Raw genomic sequence first — 23683 nt, 5'->3', positions numbered from 1 at the left:
ACGCTTCAACTAGCGGGCTCTTCCCTATTCCCCCGGGCGCTCGGACACAGCCAGCACTCGCCGTATCCAGTCACGCACGCGCACATAGGCCGCAGGCAGCTCGCCGCGATCGTAACGCGCCTGGACTTTCATGCTGGACAAGGCCTTGCGCGCCTCGTCCATGGATTGGGCGCCGGCCAGGGCCGCGCTGTCCAGCGGCGGGTCGAAAGACAGGTTCAGGTCCAACCGGCCCGTGGGCGCAGGCAGTTCGCCAATGAACTCCTGCAGAGCCTTGCGGCTGGCGGCCGGGGCCGTGGCCGGCGGCATGACCATGACGGCCGTGCGCGCCCCCAGCAGCGCCGCCTGGATGGCTGGCCTGGGGTCTTCATACATGCCCACGAAGCCCACCACGGCCGGCATGATCATGTTCTGGACCAGCCTCACGTTGTCCAGCCGCAAGGCCAGACTTTGCAATTTCAGGGCCTGCAGATCATCGCCATGCAGGGCGCGCCCCGCCAGTTCGGGGGCATGGGCCGCCGCCTGCAGACTGATCTCGCGCAGGCTCTCGCCGCTCAGCACGGCGCGTTTCAGATGCAGTCGCCCGGCCTGCTCGTCCCACTCGTAGTCCAAGCCGAAACGCATGGGGGAGGCCTGCAGGCGCATCAGATAATCCTGGCCCGGCAGACGTCCGGTCAACGTGTAGATCCCCGAAACATCCAGCTTCAGGGACCGGGGCAAGGCCCCCTCCTCCGCATCCTGATCCAATCCCGCGCCGCTGAAACTCAGCTCATCAAAAGCCAGCACCACGGATGCGTGCTCGACGTTCCATTGCCCGCGCCGCATGACGCATACGCCATCCCTGTCCTGAACCTGCAACTGCGCCCCGTCCTGGCCCTGCAGGCTTATACGCTCGAGCAGGAAATCGCAGCTCGTCCCTGCCTGGACCGCTCCTGCCACCAAGGCGGCCAGCAGGCCGCTCATCACCGTTTTCTTCATTGTTCCGCATCCCGGACGAACCAAGCCGTCTCAAGGGTTTATCCTTCACATTGACCGCAACGCTGGCTAGTATACAAACCCACTCCCGCCGGGTTCGTCCGCGGCGACCCCGACACCGCCACCTTTACCAATGCTTACATGTCGCTTTCCGAATCTGTCCGCTTCTCGCTCCTGACCCGACTGGACGACCTGTCTGCCCGCGACTGGGACGAGCTGGCCGGCGGACACGTCTTTGTGCGCCATGCGTTTCTGCTGGCCCTGCAGCACAGCGAATGCGCCAGTGCGCGCAGCGGCTGGGAAGCGAACTTCCTGCTCATGCATCGGGACGCGCAGCTGTGCGGCGCCGTGCCTTTGTACCTGAAGCACCATTCACGCGGCGAGTATGTCTTCGACCAGGGCTGGGCCCAGGCCTACCACCGGCACGGGCTGGCCTATTACCCCAAGCTGCTGAGCGCGGTCCCCTTCACGCCGGTCGGCGGCCCGCGCCTGCTCGCCCGCACGCCCCTGGACAAGCTGCTGCTGGCGCGCCAGTTGCAGCAACTGGCGCGGGACAATCAGTTGTCCTCCGTACATGTGCTGTTTCCGACTCCCGAAGACAGGCAGGCCCTGGAGCAGGCGGGCTTCATGATCCGGCACGACGTGCAGTTCCACTGGCGCAACGAAGGCTATGAGGACTACGAGGATTTCCTGGCTGCGCTCACCCAGCAAAAGCGCAAGAAACTGCGTCAGGACAGCCGCAAGATCGCGGAACAGGGCATCGAATTCGAGCACCGCCACGGCGAACAGTTGCGCGCCCGGGACCTGGATTACTTCTACCAGTGCTATGCCAACACCTACCTGGAACGGGGCCAGGCGCCCTACCTGACGCGGGAATTCTTCGATCGCCTGCACGCACAGATGCCCGACAGCCTGGTACTGATCCTGGCCCACAGGCAGGGACGGAACGTGGCCAGCGCCCTGTCGCTGCGCGACGGGCAATCGCTGTACGGACGCTATTGGGGATGCACGCAGTACGTGCCGGGCCTGCATTTCGAAACCTGCTACACGCAGGCCATCAAGCACTGCATCGCGCAGCATCTGCAGGGCTTCGAAGGCGGCGCACAGGGAGAGCACAAGCTGTCGCGCGGCCTGCTGCCGACGCCCACCTGCTCGGCTCACTGGATTGCCGACCCGCGCTTTGCGCAGGCCGTGCAGGACTTCTTGAATGAAGAAGCGGGCCATGTGGCCCGCTACCGCGATGCGCTGGCGGCCCACGCCCCGTTCAAGTCCGGTGAACCGCCAGCCTGAACCCGGGCGTCAGCCCTTCTTGTCCTTGCCGCCTGGATTGACGAAGGGGAAGACGGAGAACATCTGGCGCGTCTGGTCCTGCATCTGGTCCTGCATCTGCACGAACAGATTCTTGCTCTGGTCGATGTAGTTGTTCATGACGGACTGCATGATGGGCGCCTGCACATTCATGAACTGGGCCCAGGCCTCGGGGCCGAACTGCGCCCCGTACATGCCCTTGGACTGCTCGGTCATGCGCTCCTGGATATCCATGAAGGCCTGGATGTTCTTTTCCAGATAGGAGCCCATGACGCCCTGCATGGCGTTGCCGTAGAAGCGGATGATCTGCATCAGCACCGGCGTGGAGAACATGGGGATCCCGCCGCTTTCTTCTTCGAGGATGATCTGCAGCAGGATGCTGCGTGTCAGATCTTCGTTGCTTTTGGCATCGACGACCGCGAACTCCTCGCCCGACAGCACGAGTTGCTTGACGTCGGCCAACGTGATGTAGGCGCTTGCCTGCGTGTCGTACAGACGCCGGTTGGGGTATTTCTTGATGAGTCGAGGAGATCCCATGCTAGTGCTTGCTTCCTAATCAGTGAATACGTGGAACGCGCCTGCGAGCGTCAGCTCATGTGCAGTCCGCCGTTCAGGGAGAAATCCGCTCCCGTGGCGAAACCCGAATCCCCCGATGCCAGCCAGGCCACCATGGATCCGATCTCTTCCGGCGTGCCCAGCCGTCCCACCGGAATGGTGGCGACGATCTTCTCCAGGACATCGGGCCGGATGGCGCGGACCATGTCCGTGCCAATATAACCTGGAGAAATAGTATTGACCGTCACGCCCTTGTTGGCAACCTCCTGGGCCAGGGCCATGGTGAAACCGTGGATGCCGGCCTTGGCGGTGGAGTAGTTGGTCTGGCCGAACTGCACCTTCTGGCCGTTGACCGAACTGATGTTGATGATGCGCCCCCACTTGCGCTCGACCATGCCGTCGATGACCTGCTTGGTGACGTTGAACAGGCTGTTCAGGTTGGTGTCGATCACGGCGCGCCAGTCTTCCTGGCTCATCTTGCGAAAGGTGCCGTCGCGGGTGATGCCGGCGTTGTTGACCAGCACGTCCACCTGGCCGAACTCGGCGAACACCTTCTTGAAGGTGTCGACCGTCGAATCCCAGCACGCGACGTTGCCGACCGAAGCGTGGAAGGTGAAGCCCTGTTCAGCCTGCTCATTCAGCCACTTCTGGTAGTCGCGGCTGGGGCCGCAGCCGGCGATGACCACGAACCCATCTTTTGCGAGACGCTGACAAATTGCCGTGCCTATCCCTCCCATACCACCAGTTACATAGGCTACTTTGCTGCTCATATACTTCTCCTGAGGGGGTGACAAAGCTGGAATCCACATCCGGCGCCGCAGGCTGGCCCGTACCGGTTCCAGGCAGAAGGAACAGGACCGCGGCCCTGTTCCGGAAAAAAGAACGGATGGACCTCACTACCCGGCGCGCACCTTGACGTAGCTGCCGGGCGCGGCCTCCAGCACCGGGTAGCGCGCATGGCCCAGGCTACGCTTGGCGCGCTTTCTGGGACCGGACAAGGGCTTGAGCCAGTCCATCCAGTCCGGCCACCAACTGCCCGGCACCGACTGCGCCTGGGCCAGCCACTGTTCGGCCGAGGCCGCCTCGGCCGCGGCATCGGCCGCCACCCAGTAATTGCGCCTCTGCCTGGCAGGCGGGTTGATGACGCCGGCGATGTGGCCCGAGGCGCCCAGCACGAACCGATGGCGCGCGGCCGGCAAGGCCCGCAGCGAGGCATAGGCCGACTGCCAGGGCACGATATGGTCGTCGCGCGAGCCATAGACATAGACGGGCAGCTCCAGGCGGGCCAGGTCGGCCCGATGGCCGCCGAAGGCCATGCCGCCCGGCTGCACCAGGCGGTTCTCCAGATAGGTGTTGCGCAGGTACCAGGCAAAGAAGGGGCCGGGCAGATGCGTGCCGTCCGAGTTCCAGTACAGCAGATCGAAGGCCGGCGGCGTCTTGCCCTGCAGATAATTGCTGCTGACGTAGTTCCAGACCAGTTCGGCCGGCCGCAGGAAGGAAAAGGTGCTGGCCAGCTCGCGCGCATCAAGCAGCCCGCCATTGCCCAGTTGCCATTCGCGAAATGCGACATGGGCCTCGTCGATGAAGACATTGAGCACGCCCACGTCGGAGAAATCCAGCATGGTGGTCAGCAGCGTCATGGAGGCGGCCGGATCCTCGCCCTTGTCGCGGGCCAGGGTCATGGCGCTGGCCAGCAGGGTCCCGCCTATGCAGAAACCCAGGGTGTTGATCTTGCCCTGGCCGAACAGCTCCCGGGTGACGCGGATCGCCTCCAGCACGCCCTGCTCCAGGTAGTCCTGCCAATCCAGCGCCTGCACGCCGGGCGGATCGTCGGGCTGGGGATTGCGCCAGGACATCAGGTACACGGTAATGCCCTGATCCACGGCGTGACGCACGAAGGAATTGCCTTCCTGCAGGTCCAGGATGTAGTACTTGTTGATGCAGGGCGGCACGATCAGCAGCGGAACGGCATGCACCATGGTGGTGGTCGGCGCATACTGGATCAGCTGGAATATGTCGTTCTGGTAGACCACGGCGCCGGCCGTGGCGGCGACATTGCGGCCCAGCTCGAACTGGCTTTCGTCCGTCTGGGTCAGGCGCCCCTTCTGCAGGTCCGCCATGAAATTGAACATGCCCTGCAGCAGGGACTGTCCGCCGCTGTCCACCATGGCCTGCAGGGCTTGAGGATTGAGCATCAGATAATTGGTGGGAGACATGGCTTCGGCCCACTGCATCAGCGAAAAATCCAGCCGCTCGCGCTGCGCCGGCTCCAGCTCGGTCAGCTCCAGCATGTCGCGCATGGCCTTGACGCCCAGTTCCCAGACATGCGCGTTGAACAGGGCCACGGGATTCTGCTGCCAGGCCGCATCGGCGAAGCGCCGGTCCCGGGGGGCGGGCAGTTTTCCGCATTGAGCCTGTTCCCAGAGCTTCTGCCACTGCCGTGTATAGCTCGTCTGTAATTCGGCGAACCGTGCTGGATCCATCAAGCCTGCAAAACCTTGAAAAACATTTTCATTATTCAACATCGGCCACCTGTACACGGTTCGAACTCACGCTTTGATGATGGAGTTGGTAACAATAATCGTCAATTGGGGTAATTAATTAGGTTATTCAGCCAATATTAATTATTCGCTAATCCCATAATGTCCGGATCCTACCGACGCCATGTTACGCGCCGGTTAAGCGCACGATGGTGGCCTGCCGCCCGGTGCGGGGAGAACGGCGATATGAATAGAAACGGTCGTGCTCCTGAAAAGTGCACAGGCCGCTGAGGTGCACCTGGATATCGCCCTTGCAGAGAAACTCCAATTGCCGGCGGGCGATTCCCGGCAAATCCGCCTGCCATTTGCCCGGTACGCGGCCCTGAATGAAAAAGGGCCGGTTTGCCTCATTATCCTGGACGAAGGCATCGAACACCTCCTGCCCCACTTCGAAGCAGGGCTGGCTGATGGCCGGTCCTATCCAGGCGCGCCAGGACCGGACCTGGGGACAGCGCCGGCGCATCATGTCCAGCGTGCGCGCCAGCACGCCGGCCTGCAGGCCCCGCCAGCCCGCGTGCGCGGCGCCCGCCACACGCGCCTGCTCATCCCAGATGACGACCGGCAGGCAGTCGGCGGTCAGGATGGCCAGCGCGCGATCCGCGCGGGTGGTGACGGCGGCATCGAACGTGCGCGGCGCCTCGGGCAGGACATCCTGGTCGGCGTCGAGCACGTCGGTGCCGTGCACCTGCTGCAGCCACACCGGCTCGATGCCCAGAAAAGCGTTCAGCCTCTGCCGGTTCTCCTGCACGAGCTGCGGATCATCGCCCGTGTTCAAGCCCAGATTAAGGCTGGCCCGCTCGTCCCGGCTGACGCCGCCGGCTCGCGTGGTGCAGAAATAAAGCAGCCCGGACTGAGCCGGGCCGCTGACAGTGGGAATCAAGGGCGGGAATTCCATTCGACAGTCTCCTGAACGGACTGGAAATCAGAAGGCGGAGGCGCCGTGAAGGACTGGCGCTCGCCCGTGTCGGGATCATCGAACTGCAGGACATGGGCGTGCAGCATCTGGCGCTGTGCGCCCGCGATCATGCGCCCTCCATACAAGGTATCGGCCAGCAGGGGGTGGCATATGGAGCTCAGGTGCACGCGGATCTGGTGGGTGCGGCCCGTCTCCAGCCGGCAGGCCACCTCGGTCACGGCTTCGTCGCCGGGCGCGTAGCCCTGGCGCAGCGTCTGGTAATGGGTGACCGCGGGCTTGGGCGCGATGGAAGCGCCGGCGCTCATGCGCACCGGCACGCGCGCATCGCGTCCGATGGGCGCGTCCACCGTGCCCTGGCCCGGCAGCACGCCGTGCACCAGAGCCAGGTACTGCCGGCCCATGCTGCGTTCCTGCAACTGGCGCACGAAATGCGTCTGCGCCACTTCCGTGCGGGCCACCACCAGCAGGCCCGAGGTGTCCTTGTCCAGTCGGTGCACGATGCCGGCGCGCGGCACCTGGCGCAGGGCCGGGTAACGGAACAGCAGGCCATTGAGCAAGGTGCCGCGCCAGTTGCCCGCGCCCGGATGCGTGACCAGGCCCACGGGCTTGTTCACCACCAGCCAGGAATCGCTCTGGGCCAGCACCTCGAACGGCACGTCATCCGGCTCGAACGCCATGTCCTCGGGCGCCTGCTGCTCCCATACCAATACCGTATCGCCGGGGTAGACGGTATGCTTGACCTTGACGGTTTCGCCATTGACCAGGACATGTCCGTCCTCCACCCACGATTGCAGGCGACTGCGCGAATGCTGGGGGATCAGGCGCGCCAGCGTCTTGTCCAGACGGTCCGGCGCAGCATTGACGGGAAGGATGAAACGCAGCGGTTCCGCGGAAAAAATACTATCTTTTTCGGTATCTGTGTCAGGCATGGCGACAAATCATATAATTGACCAGCAATGCTAACACCAAGGATGCTTTTGTGACTCGTCTGAACCTCGACTTGCCTCGCGCTCGTGGCACCAAACAGGCCCCCACGCCGCGCAGGCTTTCGCCTGCTTGCTGCCCCCCGAAGGGGAGCGTTTCACCTTGGAGCGGTCCGGCGGCAAAACTGGCCCGTCTGGCCGCAATGATGGCTGCAGCCGCCGTGCTGGCAGGCTGCGGCGCCACCAAGAAGGACGTTGATCCCACGGCAGGCTGGACGGCCGAACGCCTGTACCAGGACGCCCGCCAGGAAATGTCCGCCGGCAACTGGAAAGACGCCCGCACCCGCCTCGAGGCGGTCGAGTCCCGCTACCCCTTCGGCACCTACGCCCAGCAGGCCCTGATCGACCAGGCCTACATCAACTGGAAGGACGAAGAGCCCGCCAAGGCCCTGGCCGCCATCGATCGTTTCCAGAAGCAATACCCCAGCCACCCCGGCACGGACTACATGCTCTACCTGAAAGGCCTGATCTCCTTCACGCCGCCCAGCGCAGCCCTGTCCAACATCACGCAGCAGGATCCCAGCGAGCGCGACCCCAAGGGCCTGCGCGAATCCTACGAAGCCTTCCACGAGCTGCTGCAGCGCTACCCCAACAGTCGCTACGCCCCCGACGCGGCCAAGCGCCAGACCTGGCTGGTCAGCACCATCGCCCAGAACGAAGTGCACGTGGCCGAGTACTACTACAAGCGCGGCGCCTACGTGGCCGCCATCAACCGGGCCCAGACCGTCATCACCGACTTCAAGGGCGTGCCCATCGCGGAAAAAGCCCTGTACCTGATGTACCTGTCCTACGACAAGCTGGGCCAGACGGACCTGCGCGACGACACCAAGCGCGTGCTGGACGCCAACTACCCGGACTCGCGCTACTTCAAGGACGGCCTGGACGCCAAGGTCAACTACTGGAACCCGATCAACTGGTTCTGATCGTTCCCAGGCATCCGGCAAAGAAAAAACCCGCAAGCAATGAACTGACCCCCAAAAGTTGGACGGTCAGAGCCTAAAGCCCGAAGGCCTGAGCTCGGTACTGCACCGGGCTCAGGCCTTTTAGCTTGAGCTTGATGCGTTCGTGATTGTAGTAGTGGATGTACTGGCCGATGCCGGCCTGGAGCTGCTCGATGCTCTCGAAGCGGTTCAGGTGGAAGAACTCGGCCTTGAGCGTACCGAAGAAGCTTTCCATGGCGGCATTGTCCAGGCAGTTTCCCTTGCGCGACATGCTCTGAATCACGCCTTGCTCAGCGAGCAGACGCCGGTACTGGGGCTGCTGGTACTGCCAGCCCTGATCGGAGTGCAGCAGCGGGCGATCCGTGGGTGCGAGCCGGGCCAGCGCTTTCTGGAGCATGCTGCCCACGAGCTGGAACACGGGGCGCAGGCTGGTCTCGTAGGCCACGATCTCGCCGTTGTACAGGTCCATCACCGGCGAGAGGTACAGCTTGTCGGCGCCGACCTTGAACTCGGTCACATCCGTCACCCACTTCTGGTTGGGCCTGTCGGCCTGGAACTGGCGCGTCAGCAGGTTCGGCGCCACACGGCCCTGCTCGCCTCGGTACGAACGGTATTTCTTCGGGCGCACCAAGGACTTCAGTCCCAGCGTCTGCATCACGCGCTGGACGGCCTTGTGGTTGATGAGCTCACCGGCCCGGCGCAGCGCCGCCGTGATGCGCCGGTAGCCATAGCGGCCCTGGTGCTGGTCGTACAGCGCGCGGATGCGCGCCTTCAGCCCGGCGCAGGGATCGGCCGCGCCCAGTGCCTTGGCCTGGTAGTAGAACGTGCTGCGCGACAGCCCGGCCACCTTCAGCAGCACGGCCAAGGTGTGGCCTTGCCTCAATTCGAGCACGACCCGCGCTTTTTCTGCGCGGCCAGCGCTTTTTCCTGACGCAAGGCCCTCAATTTTTTTAAGTACGCATTCTCCGCGCGCAGATATTCGTTCTCTTGGCGCAACTGCTCCAGCGTGCGCGTGTCCTCGCAGGGCGAAGGCGTAAGGGTTGGGGGTTTGGGGGATTTCATCGTCGGGGAGCGGCCTGGGCGAGGGTTGGGGGTCAGGGCGCGAAGGCCCCCTTCATGATACTCGCGTTCCCACCGCCTCACGACGCCATGGCCGCCGCGCACGTCGAACCGCGCCGCGGCTTGGCGGCAAGACAAGCCCTCTTGCCACATCCGACTCAACACGGACAGCTTGAACTCGGCGCCGTAGTGACCGCTGTGCTTCTTGTGCAATCCCGCCTCGCCATGCTCTCGGTACTGCGCGGCCCAGCGGCGCACCGTCCCATGATCGAGCCCATATCGCCCGGCCAATGCCCGGGCCCCTAGCGACCCGGACCAATAGTCCCGTGCCACTTCCAGCTTGAAGTCCACATCATATTTCGCCATGTAAAACCCCCGAAGGTTGGATCAATGTCCAACTTTCGGGGGTCAGTTCATCAGGCGGGTTTTTTCTTTGCAATGTCGGCCAGCTCGGGGGCGTCGGGCGCCGATGCTCGGCGGCTTACTCGGGCGCTTCCTCTTGCTGCGCCTGCGCCGTTCGGCGCTTCTGCTTCTGTTCGCGCAGAAAGGCCAGTGCACGGGCCGGGTCGCGGGTGCGGGCGAAAGGCGGCAGGCCGCGCCAGAGCAGCTTGCCATAGGGCTTGTCCACGATGCGCGTGTCGCCCACCATCAGCACGCCCCAGTCGCGTTCGGTGCGGATCAGGCGGCCGGCGCCCTGCTTGAGGGCGATGGCTGCCTCGGGCAACTGGTACTCCATGAACGGGTTGCCGCCGCGCTCCCGGCAATCGTTGATGCGGGCCTCCAGCGCCGGATCGTCGGGCGGCGCGAAAGGCAGCTTGTCGATGGCCACCAGGGTCAGGGCATCGCCCGGCAGGTCTATGCCTTCCCAGAAGCTGGCGCTGCCCACCAGCACGGCATTGCCGCGGGCACGGAACTCGTCCAGCAGCACCTGTCGGGAGCGCTCGCCCTGGCGCAGCACGCTGCGTTCGATGTCGCGCTGGTCGAACTTGTCCCTGAGCATGTCGGCGATGCGCTCGACCGAGCGCAAGGTGGTGCACAGCACCAGCACGCCGCCCTGCCCGGCTTCGATCAGGGGCAGCAAGGCTTCCACGAACGCCTCGTTGAAACGCGGGTGGCTGGGCAGCGGCAAGGTGCTGGGCACATAGAACAGGGCCTGGCTGGCATAGTCGAAGGGCGAGGACCAGGCCTCGGTGCGCGCGTCGAACAAGCCCAACTGGCGCTTGAAATGATTGAAGTCTCCGTGCACGGACAAGGTGGCGGAGGTCAGCACCCAGGATTGCTCCTTGCCGCGGTAGCGCGAAAAGATATTGGCCACCGACAGCGGCGCGCTGTGCAGGCGCAGGTAGTGCTGGCCGCTTTCCACCCAGCGCACGGCCTGGTCGGCCTGCTCGCGCTCCTGGGAGTCGTCGGGCAGGTAGGCATGGCGGCCCTGGCGGTCCGGCTGGCTCCACTGGAACAGGCGGGCGCGCAGGTCCAGCGCCCCCTTGTGGGCGGCGGCCAGGTCCGGGTGGCGCTCGGCCACCATGGCCAGCATCTTGATGACTTTGTCGAAAGTCTCCAGCAGTTGCTCCAGCGCCTCGTCGAACGCCTCGGGCTCGGGCAGCGCCTGGAACGTGGCGCGTCCGCCCTGCGCGGCCAGCGACGCCGTGCGCAGATGCAGGTCGCGCGCGGCCTGTTCCAGCTTGCGGGACACGGCGCTCCAGTCCACGGTCTCGCGCGCCTGGGCCAGGCCCGCCGCCTCGATCTGGCGGCACAGGTCCACGATCTGGTAGAGCGAGACGCTGCTGCCCAGGAAACGGGTGGCCACATCCGGCAACTGGTGGGCCTCGTCGAACACCACCAGGTCCACGCTGGGCAGCAGGTCCGTGACGCCTTCCTCGCGCAGCGCCAGGTCCGCCATGAACAAGGCATGGTTGACCACCACCACATCCGCCTCCTGCGCATGGCGGCGCGCCTTCATGACGAAACAGTCGCGCACGAAGGGACAATCCTGCCCAAGGCAATTCTCGCGCGTGGAGGTGACGCGGTGCCAGATGTCGGCATCCTCGGGAACTTCGGCCAGCTCGCCCTTGTCGCCGGAGCGGCTGCGCTCGGCGAACAGCTGGATGGCGCGCAGGTAGCCGATCTCGGCGCGCGACTTCAGGGCGCGGTCGTCCTGGCCCAGCCGCTCCAGATGGTAGTGGCAGACATAGTTGCCGCGTCCCTTGAGCAGGGCCACGTCCACCGGCAGGGCCAGGGCCTTGCGCAGGTGCGGGATGTCGCGCCGATAGAGCTGGTCCTGCAGCGTGCGGGTTCCGGTGGACACGAGCGCCTTGCCCCCGCCCATGAAGACCGGCACCAGGTACGCCCAGGTCTTGCCCGTGCCCGTGCCGGCCTCGGCAATCAGCACGCCCGCCTCCGACACCGTCTGGCTGATGGCCTGGGCCAGCTCCAGCTGGGCCTGCCGGGGACGGTAGTGGGCGCCGGCTTCCGCCAGGGGTCCCTGGGGAGAAAAAATATCGGAATAATCCTGCAACAGCATGGGGCAAACGACCGGAAGTGAAAGGTGACCACGCGCCAAAGCATATACCCCGGCCTTCAGGCCGGGATCAAGCGGGGCATTATCTTTTAACTGGCGCCAAAGGCGCTCCTAACCAGTGTCGGAGAAGCTCCGGCCTGAAGGCCGGAGTTCTTCACGGCAGCAAGAACTGTCTACAATCACAGTGGATACATACAAGATGATACTCGTCATTCCTGCTTCGCCGCTGAGCTTTATGGCAAAATGCGGCGCTTGAAGACCCTTTTACAACGATGGACCCATGACTGAAACGACTGTGGAAACCCTCGCCCAGGAACAGGATCAACAGCAGATTCTGGCACTGCTGGCCACCGAACTGAACATCCGCGCCAACCAGGCGGCCGCCGCCGTGGAGCTGCTGGACAACGGGGCCACCGTCCCCTTCATCGCCCGCTACCGCAAGGAAGCCACGGGCGGGCTGGACGACAATGTGCTGCGCGAACTGGAAGTGCGCCTGATCTACCTGCGCGACATGCAATCCCGCCGTCACGCCATCCTGGACTCCATCCGCCAGCAGGGCAAGCTCACGGCCGAACTGGAGCAGGCCATCCTGGCCGCGGACACCAAGCAGCGCCTGGAAGACCTGTACGCGCCCTACAAGCCCAAGCGCCGCACACGCGCCCAGATTGCCCGCGAGGCCGGCCTGGAGCCGCTGGCCGACGCCATTCTGGCCGATCGCAACGCCGATCCGCTGGCCCTGGCCGAAGGCTACCTGAATCCGGAAGCCAAGGTGGACACGGCCAAGGCCGCGCTGGACGGCGCGCGCGATATCCTGGCCGAGCGCTTCGCCGAGCAGGCCGACCTGCTCGAGGCCATGCGCGACTACCTCTGGAAGTCGGGCCATCTCTACTCCAAGGTCGCCGAAGGCAAAGAGCAGGAAGGCGACAAGTTCCGCGACTGGTTCGACTTCAACGAACCCCTGCGCCAATTGCCGTCGCACCGCGTGCTGGCGCTGCTGCGCGGCCGCCAGCAAGGCGCGCTGGAGCTGCGTCTGGGGCTGGACCCCGAGACGGACCAGCTGCTGCCCCACCCTTGCGTGCTGAAAGTGGCCGAACTGACCGCCATCGGCGCCAGCTTCGCCGCCGATGCCAGCCCCCGCGACCATTGGCTGGCGGAGGTCTGCCGCTGGACCTGGCGCGTCAAGCTGCTGACCGCCTTCGAGACCGAACTCATCGGCCGCCTGCGCGAGCAGGCCGAGCAGGAGGCCACCCGCGTCTTCGCCGCCAACCTGCGCGACCTGCTGCTGGCCGCGCCCGCCGGCCACAAGGCCGTACTGGGCCTGGATCCCGGCATTCGCACCGGCGTCAAGGTGGCCGTGATCGATTCCACCGGCAAGGTGCTGGACACCGCCACCGTCTACCCCTTCGAGCCGCGCCGCGACCGCGAAGGCGCCCTGCGCACCCTGGCCGCGCTGGCCACCCGCCACAAGGTCGAACTGGTGGCCATCGGCAACGGCACGGCCTCGCGCGAGACCGAAAAGCTGGTCGCCGACCTGCAGCAGGCCTTCCCGCAGCTGCCCCTGACCCGCGTGGTGGTGTCCGAAGCGGGCGCTTCAGTGTATTCCGCCTCGGAGGTGGCCGCCCAGGAATTTCCCGACATGGACGTGAGCCTGCGCGGCGCCGTCTCCATCGCCCGTCGCCTGCAGGATCCCCTGGCCGAACTGGTCAAGATCGATCCCAAGTCCATCGGCGTGGGCCAGTACCAGCACGATGTCAACCAGCGCGAGCTCGCGCGCAGCCTGGACGCCGTCGTGGAGGACTGCGTGAACGCCGTGGGCGTGGACGTGAACACCGCTTCTTCCGCGCTGCTGGCGCGCGTCTCGGGCCTGAACAGCACGCTGGCCAAGAACATCGTCAGTTGGCGCGACGAGAACGGCGCCTTCCAGAGCCGCCAGCAACTGCGCGACGTGCCCCGCTTCGGCGAGAAGGCCTTCGAGCAGGCGGCGGGCTTCCTGCGCATCCCGGGCGCCAAGAATCCCCTGGACGCCTCCGCCGTGCACCCGGAAGCCTACCCCGTTGCCGCCCGCATTCTGGAGCGCCTGCAGGCGGACGCCGCCAGCGTCATGGGCAAGGCTGGCGCCCTCAAGGGCCTGTCGCCCTCGGACTTCACCGACGAGCGTTTCGGCCTGCCCACGGTGCGCGACATCTTCAATGAAATCGAGAAACCGGGGCGTGATCCCCGTCCCGAATTCAAGACCGCGCAATTCCAGGAAGGCGTAAACTCTCTTAATGACCTGGCGCCGGGCATGGTGCTGGAAGGCGTGGTCGCCAATGTGGCCAACTTCGGCGCCTTCGTAGACGTGGGCGTGCATCAGGACGGCCTGGTGCACATCTCGGCCCTGTCCGACACCTACGTCAAGGACCCGCGCGACGTCGTACGTGTAGGCCAGACCGTCAAGGTCAAGGTCCAGGAAGTGGACATCGCCCGCAAGCGCATCGCGCTGACCATGCGCCTGAACGACGACAGCCCCGCGGGCGGGCGCCGCGCCGAGGCCGGCAGCTCCGCCGCACCGCGCCGCAGCGGGCCGCGCCCCGCCCGCCAGGCCGACAGCGCTCCCCAGGGCGCCATGGCGGCCGCCTTCAGCAAACTCCGGAGATAAGCCATGATCACCACCGAGCGCCTTTCCTCCCTGCAGCGCCTGCTCAATCTCCTGACCGGATTCGAACAGCACGAACAGGACATCCAGGACATCAGCCAATCCATCCTGAACGCCTGCTCCAGCCCCGCCGCCATGGGCGAAGCCTACGGCAGCCAGGCCCGGACCCTGATGGAGCATGATCCCGAAGGCGCCCTGGTGCTGGCCATCAGCTACGAGCTGGACGACTACCTGGCCCTGGCCGACACGGTGGACGAGCTCTGGGAGGAAATCCAGGCCGCCTTCGAGGCGCGCGACATGCCTCCCTTTCCTTACGACGACATGCCCTTCCAGGACGTGGAGGGCTTCTTCGACTGGGCCGACCAGCAATTGCTGGCCTGCCACCCCGACTATGGCCTGCTGGAATTCGCGCAAAGCTACGACGAGGAATTCCAGCTCATCCTGGTCAAGCGCGAACACACGCCCGAAATCCTGCGCCTGTGCCAGGAGCTGGGCATCCCCGCGGAGCCCTGCTGGAAGTAGGCCGCACGGCCATGAAAAAACGCCTGCAGCAATGCAGGCGTTTTTCTTTGAGGCCTTGCGCCGGGGCTTACTCGTCGCGGAACGTGGCCAGGGCCTGCTCGATCGCCTCCCGAGCGCCCGCGTCCAGTTCAGCCACGACCTGGTCCTGCCATTGCACCGTCAGGCGGCCGTCCTGCACGCGCAGCAAATCCGCCGCCGCCTCGCCCTGCAGGGCCTTGATCACGGCGCCGGCCTGCTTGGGATCGGCATAGGAGCGCGACAGGAACAGCTCCTGCCCATCGGCATCCATCAGGCGGAAGCGGAAAGAGCCGTCCTCGTCGCGGAAGTTGACGAAGCGGGCCTTGCGGACCTTGGCCTCGGGCTTGGCGCCGACCGTGCTCAAGGGATCGCGCAGGCCCACGGCGGCCTTCAGTTCGTGAATGAAGGGGGTGGCGTAGGAGCGGGCCTTGCGGGCGCCGACCTGCAGCAGTTCCTCGATGTCCTGCGGACGGGCCATCAACGCTTCGTAGCGCTCGCGCATGGGCGCGATCATGTTCTCCAGCAAGTCGTACAAGGCCTGCTTGGCCTCGCCCCAGGCCAGCCCGTCCAGCAACTGCTGGCGGAAGGCCTGGCTCTGCTCGCGGGTGGAAAAAGCCTGGTACAAGGCCATCAGGTGCGAATCGTCGGGATTCTTGGCCTCGCCCGGCCCCTTGGAGTCGGTGACGATGCGCGCGATGGCCGACTTCAGGGCTTTCCGGCCGCCTTCGAACAGGGGAATGGTGTTGTCATAGCTCTTGGACATCTTGCGCCCGTCCAGGCCGGGCAGCAGGGCCACGTCCTCCTCGACCTGCACTTCGGGCAGCACGAAGAAATCCTTGCCGCGCCCGTACAGGTGGTTGAAGCTCTTGGCGATATCGCGCGCCATCTCCAGGTGCTGGACCTGGTCGCGGCCCACGGGCACCTTGTGGGCGTTGAACATCAGGATGTCCGCGGCCATCAGCACGGGATAGCTGAACAGGCCCATGGTCACGCCGTCGTCCGGCTCGGCGCCGGCCAGCTCGTTCTTGTCCACGGAAGCCTTGTAGGCATGGGCGCGGTTCATCAGGCCCTTGCCGGTGACGCAATTGAGCATCCAGGTCAGCTCGGGGATCTCAGGGATGTCGGACTGCCGGTAAAAGGTGACCTTCTCCACGTCCAGGCCGCAGGCAATCCAGGTGGCGGCGATGGCCCGGCGCGAGACGGCGACGCGTTCGGGATCATCGCACTTGATCAGCGCGTGATAATCCGCCATGAAGAAGAAGGCGTCGACGTCGGCCTGCTGGCTGGCCCGGATGGCCGGACGGATGGCGCCGGCATAATTGCCCAGGTGAGGGATACCGGTCGTGGTCACGCCGGTCAGTACTCGAATCGTCATGAGAATTGCACTCGTTAAACAACGTGGTGGGAATCAGAGCGTCACCGCCTGGCGCCGTTCGGACTCCAGGTATTCGCGCGACTGCATCTCCAGCAGGCGCGAGACCGTGCGGTGGAACTCGTTGGCCATGGGGCCGTCCACGTACAGCTCCTCGGCGGGAACCGCGGCGGACATGATGAATTTGACCTTGTGATCGTAAAAAACGTCAACCAGCCAGGTGAAGCGTCGTGCCGCCGAGGCGTCGCGCGCCGTCATGCGCGGCACATCCGACAGGATGACGGTCTGGAAGCGTGTGGCCAGTTCCAGATAGTCGTTCTGCGAGCGGGCGCTCTCGCACAAGGTGGAGAAGTCGAACCAGACCACGGAACCGGACAGGGCCACGGCGCGCAGCTCGCGGTTCTCCACCGTCAGCACGGGCTCCAGCGGCGCCGTGTCCGACAGCGACGCGAAAATCGCCTTCAACTGGGCCGTCGTGTCCTCGTTCAGCGGAGTCAGGTAGGTATGCACCTGTTCCAGGGCGCGGCGGCGATAGTCCACCCCGGTGTCCACGTTCATGATGTCCAGGTTCTTTTGCAGCAGGGCGATGGCCGGCAGGATGCGGTCGCGGTGCAGGCCGTCCGGGTACAGCGTGGAGGGCTCGTAGTTGGAGGTCATGACGAAGGACGTGCCGCGCTCGAACAGGCCCAGCAGCAGCTTGTACAGAATCATGGCGTCGGCCACGTCCGAGACGTGGAACTCGTCGAAGCAGATCAGGCGATAGCGCTTGGCGATGCGCTTGGCGACTTCGTCCAGCGGGTCGCTCATGCCCTTGACCTGGTCCAGTTCCTTGTGGACGCCGCGCATGAATTCGTGGAAGTGGATGCGCGTCTTGCGCTTGAGCGGCACGGTCAGATAGAAGGCGTCCATCAGGAAGCTCTTGCCGCGCCCCACCCCGCCCCACAGATAGACGCCGCGCGGCACGGCGGGCCGCGACAGCAGGCGGCGCAAGGTGCTCGAACGGGCCTGGCGATACGCGACCCAATCGTCATAGAAGCGCTGCAGGCGCTCGATGGCGGCCTGCTGGGCGCTGTCGGCGCGGTAGCCTTTCTCGGCCAGGGCCTGATGGTAATACTCTCGAACGTTCATGACACCGGAAACTGAAAAAAGCCTGCCTGCGGTTGATACCCGGGGGCAGGCCGAAGACGGCCCTCAGACAAAAAAGGGCGAGCCTGTGCCCGCCCTTTCCTGAAACACACTGAAAGTCTATCAGAAGTTCAGCGCGCGCTTGTCCACGGCCAGGGCCGCTTCCTTGACGGCTTCGGACAAGGGGGGGTGCGCATGGCAGATGCGGGCGATGTCTTCGGCGGCGCCGCGGAACTCCATGATGGCGACGGCTTCGGCCACCAGCTCGGAGGCCACTGGGCCGACGATATGCACGCCCAGGACCTCGTCGGTCTTGGCGTCGGCCAGCACCTTCACAAAGCCGGTGGTGTCGCCCAGAGCGCGGGCACGGCCGTTGGCCAGGAAGGGGAAGCTGCCGGCGCGGTAGGCGCGGCCGTCGGTCTTGAGCTGCTGCTCGGTCTTGCCCACCCAGGCGATTTCAGGCGAGGTGTAGATGACCCAGGGCACGGTGTCGAAGTTGACGTGCGGCTGCTGGCCGGCCAGGCGCTCGGCCACGGCCACACCTTCCTCTTCGGCCTTGTGGGCCAGCATGGGGCCGCGCACCACGTCGCCGACCGCCCAGATGCCGGGCAGGCTGGTGGCGCAGTCCTCGTCCACGACCACGAAACCGCGTTCATCGAGCTTCAGGCCGATGGTCTCGGCGCCCAGGCCGGCCGTGTTGGGCACTCGACCGATGGATACGATCAGCTTGTCGGCGTCCAGCTTCTGCTCGGCGCCGGCGGCGTCCACGTAGCTGACGCTGACCTGCTTGGCGGTCTTCTTGATCTCGCCGACCTTCACGCCCACATTGATCTTCAGGCCCTGCTTGGTGAGGGCCTTCAGGGCTTCCTTGGCCACGTCGCGGTCCACGGCGGACAGGAATTCGGGCGCGCCTTCCAGGATGGTGACGTCCGAGCCCAGGCGGCGCCAGACGCTGCCCAGCTCCAGGCCGATGACGCCGGCGCCGATGATGGCCAGCTTCTTGGGCACCTTGGGCAGGCGCAGCGCGCCGTCGTTGGACAGGATCTGCTCTTCGTCGAACTCGGCGCCAGGCAGGGCGCGGGCCGAACTGCCGGTGGCGATGATGACGTTCTTGGCGACCAGCTCTTCGGCATTGGCGCCGGCCACGTTGACCGACCAGCCGCCGTCGACCTTGGCGCCAAACGAGGCGGTGCCGTGGAAGAAGTTGACCTTGTTCTTCTTGAACAGATAGAGGATGCCCTCGTTGTTCTGCTTGACCACCGTGTCCTTGCGGCCCAGCAGCTTGTCCAGGTTCAGGGAAACGCCCTTGACTTCGACGCCGTGGTCGGCCAGGTGCAGGTTGGCATGTTCGAAATGCTCGGACGATTGCAGCAGCGCCTTGGAAGGAATGCAGCCGACGTTGGTGCAGGTGCCGCCGGGGGCCGGCTTGCCGTCCGTGGTGGACCAGGCGTCCACGCAGGCCACGCTCATGCCCAGCTGGGCGGCGCGGATGGCTGCAATGTAACCGCCGGGACCGGCGCCGATAACAACGACATCAAACTGTTTTGCCATGAGAATTCCATAGAAGTGGAAGGGTTTCCGGGACCGCCCTTCGACTGGGCGGGAAGCAATCGGGCCGGTCGCGCCGGCGCCCCGGGGGCCCTTCATGAAACAGGATCGGCCAAGGCTCGGAATCAAGCACTTGGCCGTAAAAACACCCTACGCAACACAGGCCAAAGCCTGCTGGACGCCCAACTGAGGGGGGCTTTTCATCTTGGGGAAGGCCCGGCGATGAAAATACGAAGCGCAGGTTACAGCGTGCTTAGACGTTCAACAGCAGACGCTGAGGATCTTCCAGCGCTTCCTTCATGGCCACCAGGCCCAGGACGGCTTCGCGGCCGTCGATGATGCGGTGGTCGTAGGACATGGCCAGGTAGTTCATCGGACGGATCACGATCTGGCCGTTCTCCACGACGGGACGATCCTTGGTGGCGTGGATGCCCAGGATGGCCGACTGCGGCGGGTTGATGATGGGGGTGGACAGCATGGAGCCGAACACGCCGCCGTTGGAGATCGAGAAGGTGCCGCCCGTCATTTCTTCCAGGGTCAGCTTGCCGTCGCGGGCGCGCACGCCGAAGTCGGCGATCTGCTGTTCGATCTCGGCGATGGAGAGCTGGTCGGCGTTGCGAAGGAGGGGCCCCACCAGGCCGGGCGGGCTGCCGACGGCCACGCCGATGTCGAAGTAGCCGTGGTAGATGATGTCCTTGCCATCGACCGAGGCGTTCAGCACGGGGTACTTCTTCAGGGCGGCCACGGCGGCCTTCACGAAGAAGGACATGAAGCCCAGCTTGACGCCATGCTCTTTCTCGAACTGGTCCTTGTACTTCTTGCGCAGGTCCATGACAGCCTGCATGTTCACTTCATTGAACGTGGTCAGGATGGCGTTTTCGGACTGCGACTGCAGCAGGCGCTCGGCCACGCGGGCGCGCAGGCGGCTCATGGGCACGCGCTGCTCGGGACGGCCGTCCAGCGACAGCGTGGGAGGCGCCACGGGAGCGGCGGCGGGCTTGGCGGCGGCAGGCGCGCCGGCCTGCAGGGCGTCGCCCTTGGTGATGCGGCCGCCGCGGCCGGAACCTTCCACGGAGCTGGCGTCCACGCCCTTTTCCGCCAGGATCTTGGCGGCGGCGGGCGAGGCCACGGACGACACCGAAGCGGCGGGAGCGGCGGCAGGAGCGGCTTCGGGCGCAGCCGCCTTTTCAGGGGCGGCGGCTGGCGCGGCGGCGCTGGCCTTGCCTTCGGAATCGATGCGGGCCAGGACTTCGCCGGAGGTCACGGTGCTGCCGTTGGCCTTGACGATCTCGCTGAGCACGCCCGAGGCCGGGGCGGGCACTTCCAGGACCACCTTGTCGGTTTCGACTGCGATCAGGAGTTCATCGGCCTGGACCATTTCGCCAGGCTGCTTCTTCCACTCGAGCAGCGTGGCCACGGAAATGGATTCGGAGAGTTGAGGGACCAGAACGTCGGTAATTGCCATGATTGTATTTTCCGTCTTTAAAAATTTGGGGTGCTTACTTGGTCAGCATGAAGCCTTTGCCACGAGGAGCGTAGGCCTGTTCGATCAGGGCCTTCTGCTGTTCCTGGTGCTTGGCCAGGTAACCGACGGCAGGCGATGCGGAAGCGGGACGACCGGCGTAACCCAGCTTCTGACCTTCGGTCATGTTCTCGTAGATGTGATGCTGAACATAGAACCACGCACCTTGGTTTTGCGGCTCGTCCTGAACCCAGATGACTTCCTTGGCGTTGGCGTATTTGTGCAGCTCGGCCTGGAAGGACTTGTGGGCGAAGGGATACAGCTGTTCCACACGGATGATGGCGACGTCGTTGCGTTCCTGTTCCTTGCGGGCGTGCAGCAGGTCGTAGTAGACCTTGCCCGAGCAGACCAGGACGCGCTTGACGGCGGAGGCGACGATGGATTCGTCGCGTTCGCCGATGACAGGCATGAAATGCCCTTCGGCCAGGTCCTTCAGTGGCGAAGTGGCGTCTTTGTTACGCAGCAAGGACTTCGGCGTCATGATGACCAAAGGCTTGCGGAAGGGGCGGATCATCTGGCGGCGCAGCACGTGGAAGATCTGCGCGCCGTTGGTGGGTTGCACCACCTGGATGTTGTTGTCCGCGCACAGCTGCAGGAAGCGCTCGATGCGGGCGGAGGAGTGCTCGGGACCCTGGCCTTCGTAGCCGTGAGGCAGCATCAGGGTCAGGCCGCACTGACGGCCCCATTTGGCTTCGCCGGAGGTGATGAACTGGTCGATCACGACCTGGGCACCGTTGGCGAAATCGCCGAACTGGGCTTCCCAGATGGTCAGAATGTTGGGTTCGGCGGACGCATAGCCGTATTCGAAAGCCAGCACGGCTTCCTCGGACAGCACGGAGTCGATCACGGTGAAGCTGGCCTGGCCTTCGGAGACATTCTGCAGGGGAATGTAGGTGCCGTCGTTCCAGCGCTCGCGCTTCTGGTCATGCAGCACGGCGTGGCGGTGGGTGAAGGTGCCGCGGCCCGAGTCCTGGCCGGTGATGCGCACGGCGTAGCCGTTGTTCACCAGCGTGGCGAAGGCCAGATGTTCGCCCATGCCCCAGTCCACGTTGGCTTCGCCGCGCGCCATGGCGCGACGGTCGTTCAGCAGGCGGTTCACCAGCGGGTGCACCGTGAAGCCTTCGGGAATGGTGGTGAGCTTCTCGCCGATGCGGGTCAGCTCGGAGATGGGCAGGGCCGTGTCGGCGTGGTCCGTCCACTTGGCGTTCAGGAACGCGGACCAGTCGGTGGCGTACTTGTTCTTGTAGTCGGTCAGCACGGGTTCGACCGTGCGCTTGCCGTCTTCCATCAGCTGGCGATAGGACTTGACCAGGTCTTCGGGCTCGTTCTCGGACAGCACGCCCTGGGCGACCAGCTTGTCGGCATACAGCTTGCGCGTGCCGTTGTGCATGCCGATCTTCTTGTACATCAGGGGCTGGGTCAGCGAGGGGGTGTCCTGCTCGTTGTGGCCCAGCTTGCGGAAGCAGACGATGTCGATGACCACGTCATGCTTGAATTCGCGGCGGTAGTCCAGGGCCAGCTGGGTCACGAAGACCACGGCCTCGGGATCGTCGCCGTTCACGTGGAACACGGGGGCTTCGATCATCTTGACCACGTCCGTGCAGTACAGCGTGGAACGCGTGTCGCGCGGATCGGAGGTGGTGAAGCCGATCTGGTTGTTGATGACGATATGCAGCGTGCCGCCGGTGCCGTAACCGCGGGTCTGGGCCAGGTTCAGGGTTTCCATGACCACGCCCTGGCCGGCGAAGGCCGCGTCGCCGTGCACCAGCACGGGCAGGACCTGGCTGCCTTCCTCGTCGTTGCGGCGATCCTGGCGGGCGCGCACCGAACCTTCAACCACGGGGTTGACGATTTCCAGGTGCGAGGGGTTGAACGCCAGGGACAGGTGGACCGGGCCGCCGCGGGTGGACAGGTCGCTGGAGAAGCCGTTGTGGTATTTCACGTCGCCGTCGGTCAGGCCTTCGGCGTGGCGGCCTTCGAATTCCGCGAACAGGTCGCCGGGCATCTTGCCCATGATGTTGACCAGCATGTTCAGGCGGCCGCGGTGGGCCATGCCCACGATGATTTCCTGCACGCCGTTCTCGCCGGCGTGGTTGACGACCTCGTCCATGCAGGCGATGAAGCTTTCGCCGCCTTCCAGCGAGAAACGCTTCTGGCCCACGTACTTGGTGTGCAGGAAGCGTTCCAGGCCTTCGGCCTCGGTCAGCTGCTGCAGGATGTGGCGCTTCTGATCCACCGTGAAGGTGCCCGTGCCGTGCACGGATTCCAGGCGTTGCTGGATCCAGCGCTTGGCCACCGGATCGGAGATGTGCATGAACTCCGCGCCCGCCGAACGGCTGTACGTGTCACGCAGGGCCTTGAGCATGTCGCGCAGCGTCATGGTGTCGGCTTTGGTGAAGTACGTGTTGGTGGCGGAATAGACCTGGTCCAGGTCGGCTTCGGTCAGGCCGTAGAAGGCCGGATCCAGCTCGGGGAAGTTGGGGCGCTCGGAGCGCTTGAGCGGATCCAGGTCGGCGATGCGCGCGCCCAGCGCACGGTAGGCGGCGATCATGGACTGGATGGAGACCTGCTTCATGGCCACGGCCAGATCCGGGGCCTGGGAGCGGGTCAGGAAGGCATTGGCCTTGGCGCGCTGGGCGAAGGATTCGACGATGGGGGCATGGGCCTGGTCACGAGTGGTGTCGCGGCCGGCGGTGGCGGGCAGGTGCTGCAGCTGATCGAAGTAGTCGCGCCATTGGTCGGCGACGGAACCTGGATTGTCGAGGTAGGACTCGTAGAGTTCTTCGACATAGGGAGCATTGCTCCCGAACAAATAGGAGTTACTTTGCAGTTCTTTTTGCGATGACATTATTACGCTTCACCTATCCGAGTGCTTCACTCGTGTTGAGATGCAGGAAAACCTTCCGCGACACGGCCACGCCGGTTAGCGGATAGCGGAGCAGAAGGCAACGTGTGACGCCTTATACAAGCCGTATGTTTTCTAGTATAACGCCGCGGACAGAAGGCGCAATTGTTGAGATCCAAAATGCTTCGCCCGCCTCCAAGACCGTTGGCATTAACAAACACCCCCGTTCGGACGGGGCTTGCCCGAGGCTCGTCCCAAGAGCCAAAAATCCGCACTTGCCGCTCCTCGCCGCCCCACACGGGCG

The 23683-nt window shown here is 64.8% G+C and carries 17 protein-coding genes; 4 read left to right on the top strand and 13 right to left on the bottom strand.

From position 1 onward, the window contains the following. Nucleotides 1-24: 24 nt before the first annotated feature. Nucleotides 25-975: a hypothetical protein gene (locus tag ACWPWO_RS05940; RefSeq protein ID WP_454005177.1), complete on the bottom strand. Its 951-nt coding sequence runs from the start codon at nucleotides 973-975 to the stop codon at nucleotides 25-27. 138 nt (nucleotides 976-1113) lie between these two features. On the opposite strand from ACWPWO_RS05940, the gene ACWPWO_RS05935 reads away from it, so the two are divergent. Beyond that, a complete protein-coding gene (locus ACWPWO_RS05935; RefSeq protein ID WP_454005175.1) occupies nucleotides 1114-2262 on the top strand; it encodes a GNAT family N-acetyltransferase in 1149 nt (382 codons plus the stop codon). A gap of 9 nt (nucleotides 2263-2271) precedes the next feature. On the opposite strand, the gene phaR is transcribed toward ACWPWO_RS05935, so the two are convergent. The 5 genes from phaR to ACWPWO_RS05910 form a co-directional block, all read right to left on the bottom strand. Next, nucleotides 2272-2817 carry a polyhydroxyalkanoate synthesis repressor PhaR gene (gene phaR / locus ACWPWO_RS05930; RefSeq protein WP_454005173.1) on the bottom strand — a complete coding sequence of 182 codons (546 nt, stop codon included), beginning with the start codon at nucleotides 2815-2817 and terminating at the stop codon, nucleotides 2272-2274. 50 nt (nucleotides 2818-2867) lie between these two features. Then, nucleotides 2868-3605 (bottom strand): acetoacetyl-CoA reductase, encoded by a 738-nt coding sequence (gene phbB, locus ACWPWO_RS05925; protein ID WP_454005171.1) that lies wholly within the window; start codon nucleotides 3603-3605, stop codon nucleotides 2868-2870. Nucleotides 3606-3731: 126 nt separating this feature from the next. Then, nucleotides 3732-5318, bottom strand: a complete 1587-nt coding sequence (locus ACWPWO_RS05920; RefSeq protein WP_454005169.1) for a PHA/PHB synthase family protein — start codon at nucleotides 5316-5318, stop codon at nucleotides 3732-3734. A 184-nt stretch (nucleotides 5319-5502) separates the two neighbouring features. Continuing rightward, complete coding sequence (gene pgeF, locus ACWPWO_RS05915; RefSeq protein ID WP_454005167.1) at nucleotides 5503-6270, bottom strand: peptidoglycan editing factor PgeF; 768 nt, start codon at nucleotides 6268-6270, stop codon at nucleotides 5503-5505. After that, entirely contained in the window at nucleotides 6252-7220 is a 969-nt protein-coding gene (locus tag ACWPWO_RS05910) for an RluA family pseudouridine synthase (RefSeq protein WP_454005165.1), read from the bottom strand. The genes pgeF and ACWPWO_RS05910 overlap by 19 nt, the downstream gene beginning before the upstream one ends. 179 nt (nucleotides 7221-7399) lie before the next feature. Between ACWPWO_RS05910 and ACWPWO_RS05905 the strand changes: the two genes are divergently transcribed. Beyond that, on the top strand, nucleotides 7400-8197 hold the full coding sequence (locus ACWPWO_RS05905) for an outer membrane protein assembly factor BamD (protein WP_394065784.1): 798 nt from the start codon (nucleotides 7400-7402) through the stop codon (nucleotides 8195-8197). Between the two features lie 73 nt (nucleotides 8198-8270). On the opposite strand, the gene ACWPWO_RS05900 is transcribed toward ACWPWO_RS05905, so the two are convergent. Then, a protein-coding gene (locus tag ACWPWO_RS05900; protein ID WP_454004211.1) for an IS3 family transposase occupies nucleotides 8271-9640 on the bottom strand; the annotation gives its coding sequence in 2 pieces (ribosomal slippage) (nucleotides 8271-9149 and nucleotides 9152-9640; 1368 coding nt in all). 115 nt (nucleotides 9641-9755) lie between these two features. Beyond that, nucleotides 9756-11795, bottom strand: coding sequence for an ATP-dependent DNA helicase (locus ACWPWO_RS05895; protein ID WP_454005163.1), 2040 nt, complete (start codon nucleotides 11793-11795; stop codon nucleotides 9756-9758). A gap of 277 nt (nucleotides 11796-12072) precedes the next feature. On the opposite strand from ACWPWO_RS05895, the gene ACWPWO_RS05890 reads away from it, so the two are divergent. Further along, the gene (locus tag ACWPWO_RS05890; protein WP_454005162.1) at nucleotides 12073-14430 is read left to right on the top strand and encodes a Tex family protein; all 2358 of its coding nucleotides are present in this window, start codon (nucleotides 12073-12075) and stop codon (nucleotides 14428-14430) included. 3 nt (nucleotides 14431-14433) lie between these two features. Next, a complete protein-coding gene (locus tag ACWPWO_RS05885; protein ID WP_454005160.1) occupies nucleotides 14434-14949 on the top strand; it encodes a hypothetical protein in 516 nt (171 codons plus the stop codon). Between the two features lie 67 nt (nucleotides 14950-15016). Here the strand turns inward: ACWPWO_RS05885 and ACWPWO_RS05880 are convergent, their stop codons facing one another. From ACWPWO_RS05880 to ACWPWO_RS05860, 5 genes are all read right to left on the bottom strand, one after another. Further along, complete coding sequence (locus ACWPWO_RS05880) at nucleotides 15017-16342, bottom strand: tryptophan--tRNA ligase (RefSeq protein WP_454005158.1); 1326 nt, start codon at nucleotides 16340-16342, stop codon at nucleotides 15017-15019. A gap of 33 nt (nucleotides 16343-16375) precedes the next feature. Further along, nucleotides 16376-17467, bottom strand: a complete 1092-nt coding sequence (gene zapE, locus ACWPWO_RS05875) for a cell division protein ZapE (RefSeq protein WP_454005156.1) — start codon at nucleotides 17465-17467, stop codon at nucleotides 16376-16378. Nucleotides 17468-17587: 120 nt separating this feature from the next. Continuing rightward, nucleotides 17588-19015 carry a dihydrolipoyl dehydrogenase gene (lpdA, locus tag ACWPWO_RS05870; protein ID WP_454005154.1) on the bottom strand — a complete coding sequence of 476 codons (1428 nt, stop codon included), beginning with the start codon at nucleotides 19013-19015 and terminating at the stop codon, nucleotides 17588-17590. 250 nt (nucleotides 19016-19265) lie between these two features. Beyond that, nucleotides 19266-20477, bottom strand: coding sequence for a 2-oxoglutarate dehydrogenase complex dihydrolipoyllysine-residue succinyltransferase (gene odhB, locus ACWPWO_RS05865; protein ID WP_454005152.1), 1212 nt, complete (start codon nucleotides 20475-20477; stop codon nucleotides 19266-19268). A gap of 34 nt (nucleotides 20478-20511) precedes the next feature. Beyond that, entirely contained in the window at nucleotides 20512-23382 is a 2871-nt protein-coding gene (locus ACWPWO_RS05860) for a 2-oxoglutarate dehydrogenase E1 component (protein WP_454005150.1), read from the bottom strand. Nucleotides 23383-23683: the final 301 nt, after the last annotated feature.

Source organism: Alcaligenes sp. Marseille-Q7550 (assembly GCF_965112015.1).
The sequence above is the reverse complement of the archived record's forward strand: the minus strand, read 5'-3'. Positions and strand labels throughout refer to the sequence as shown.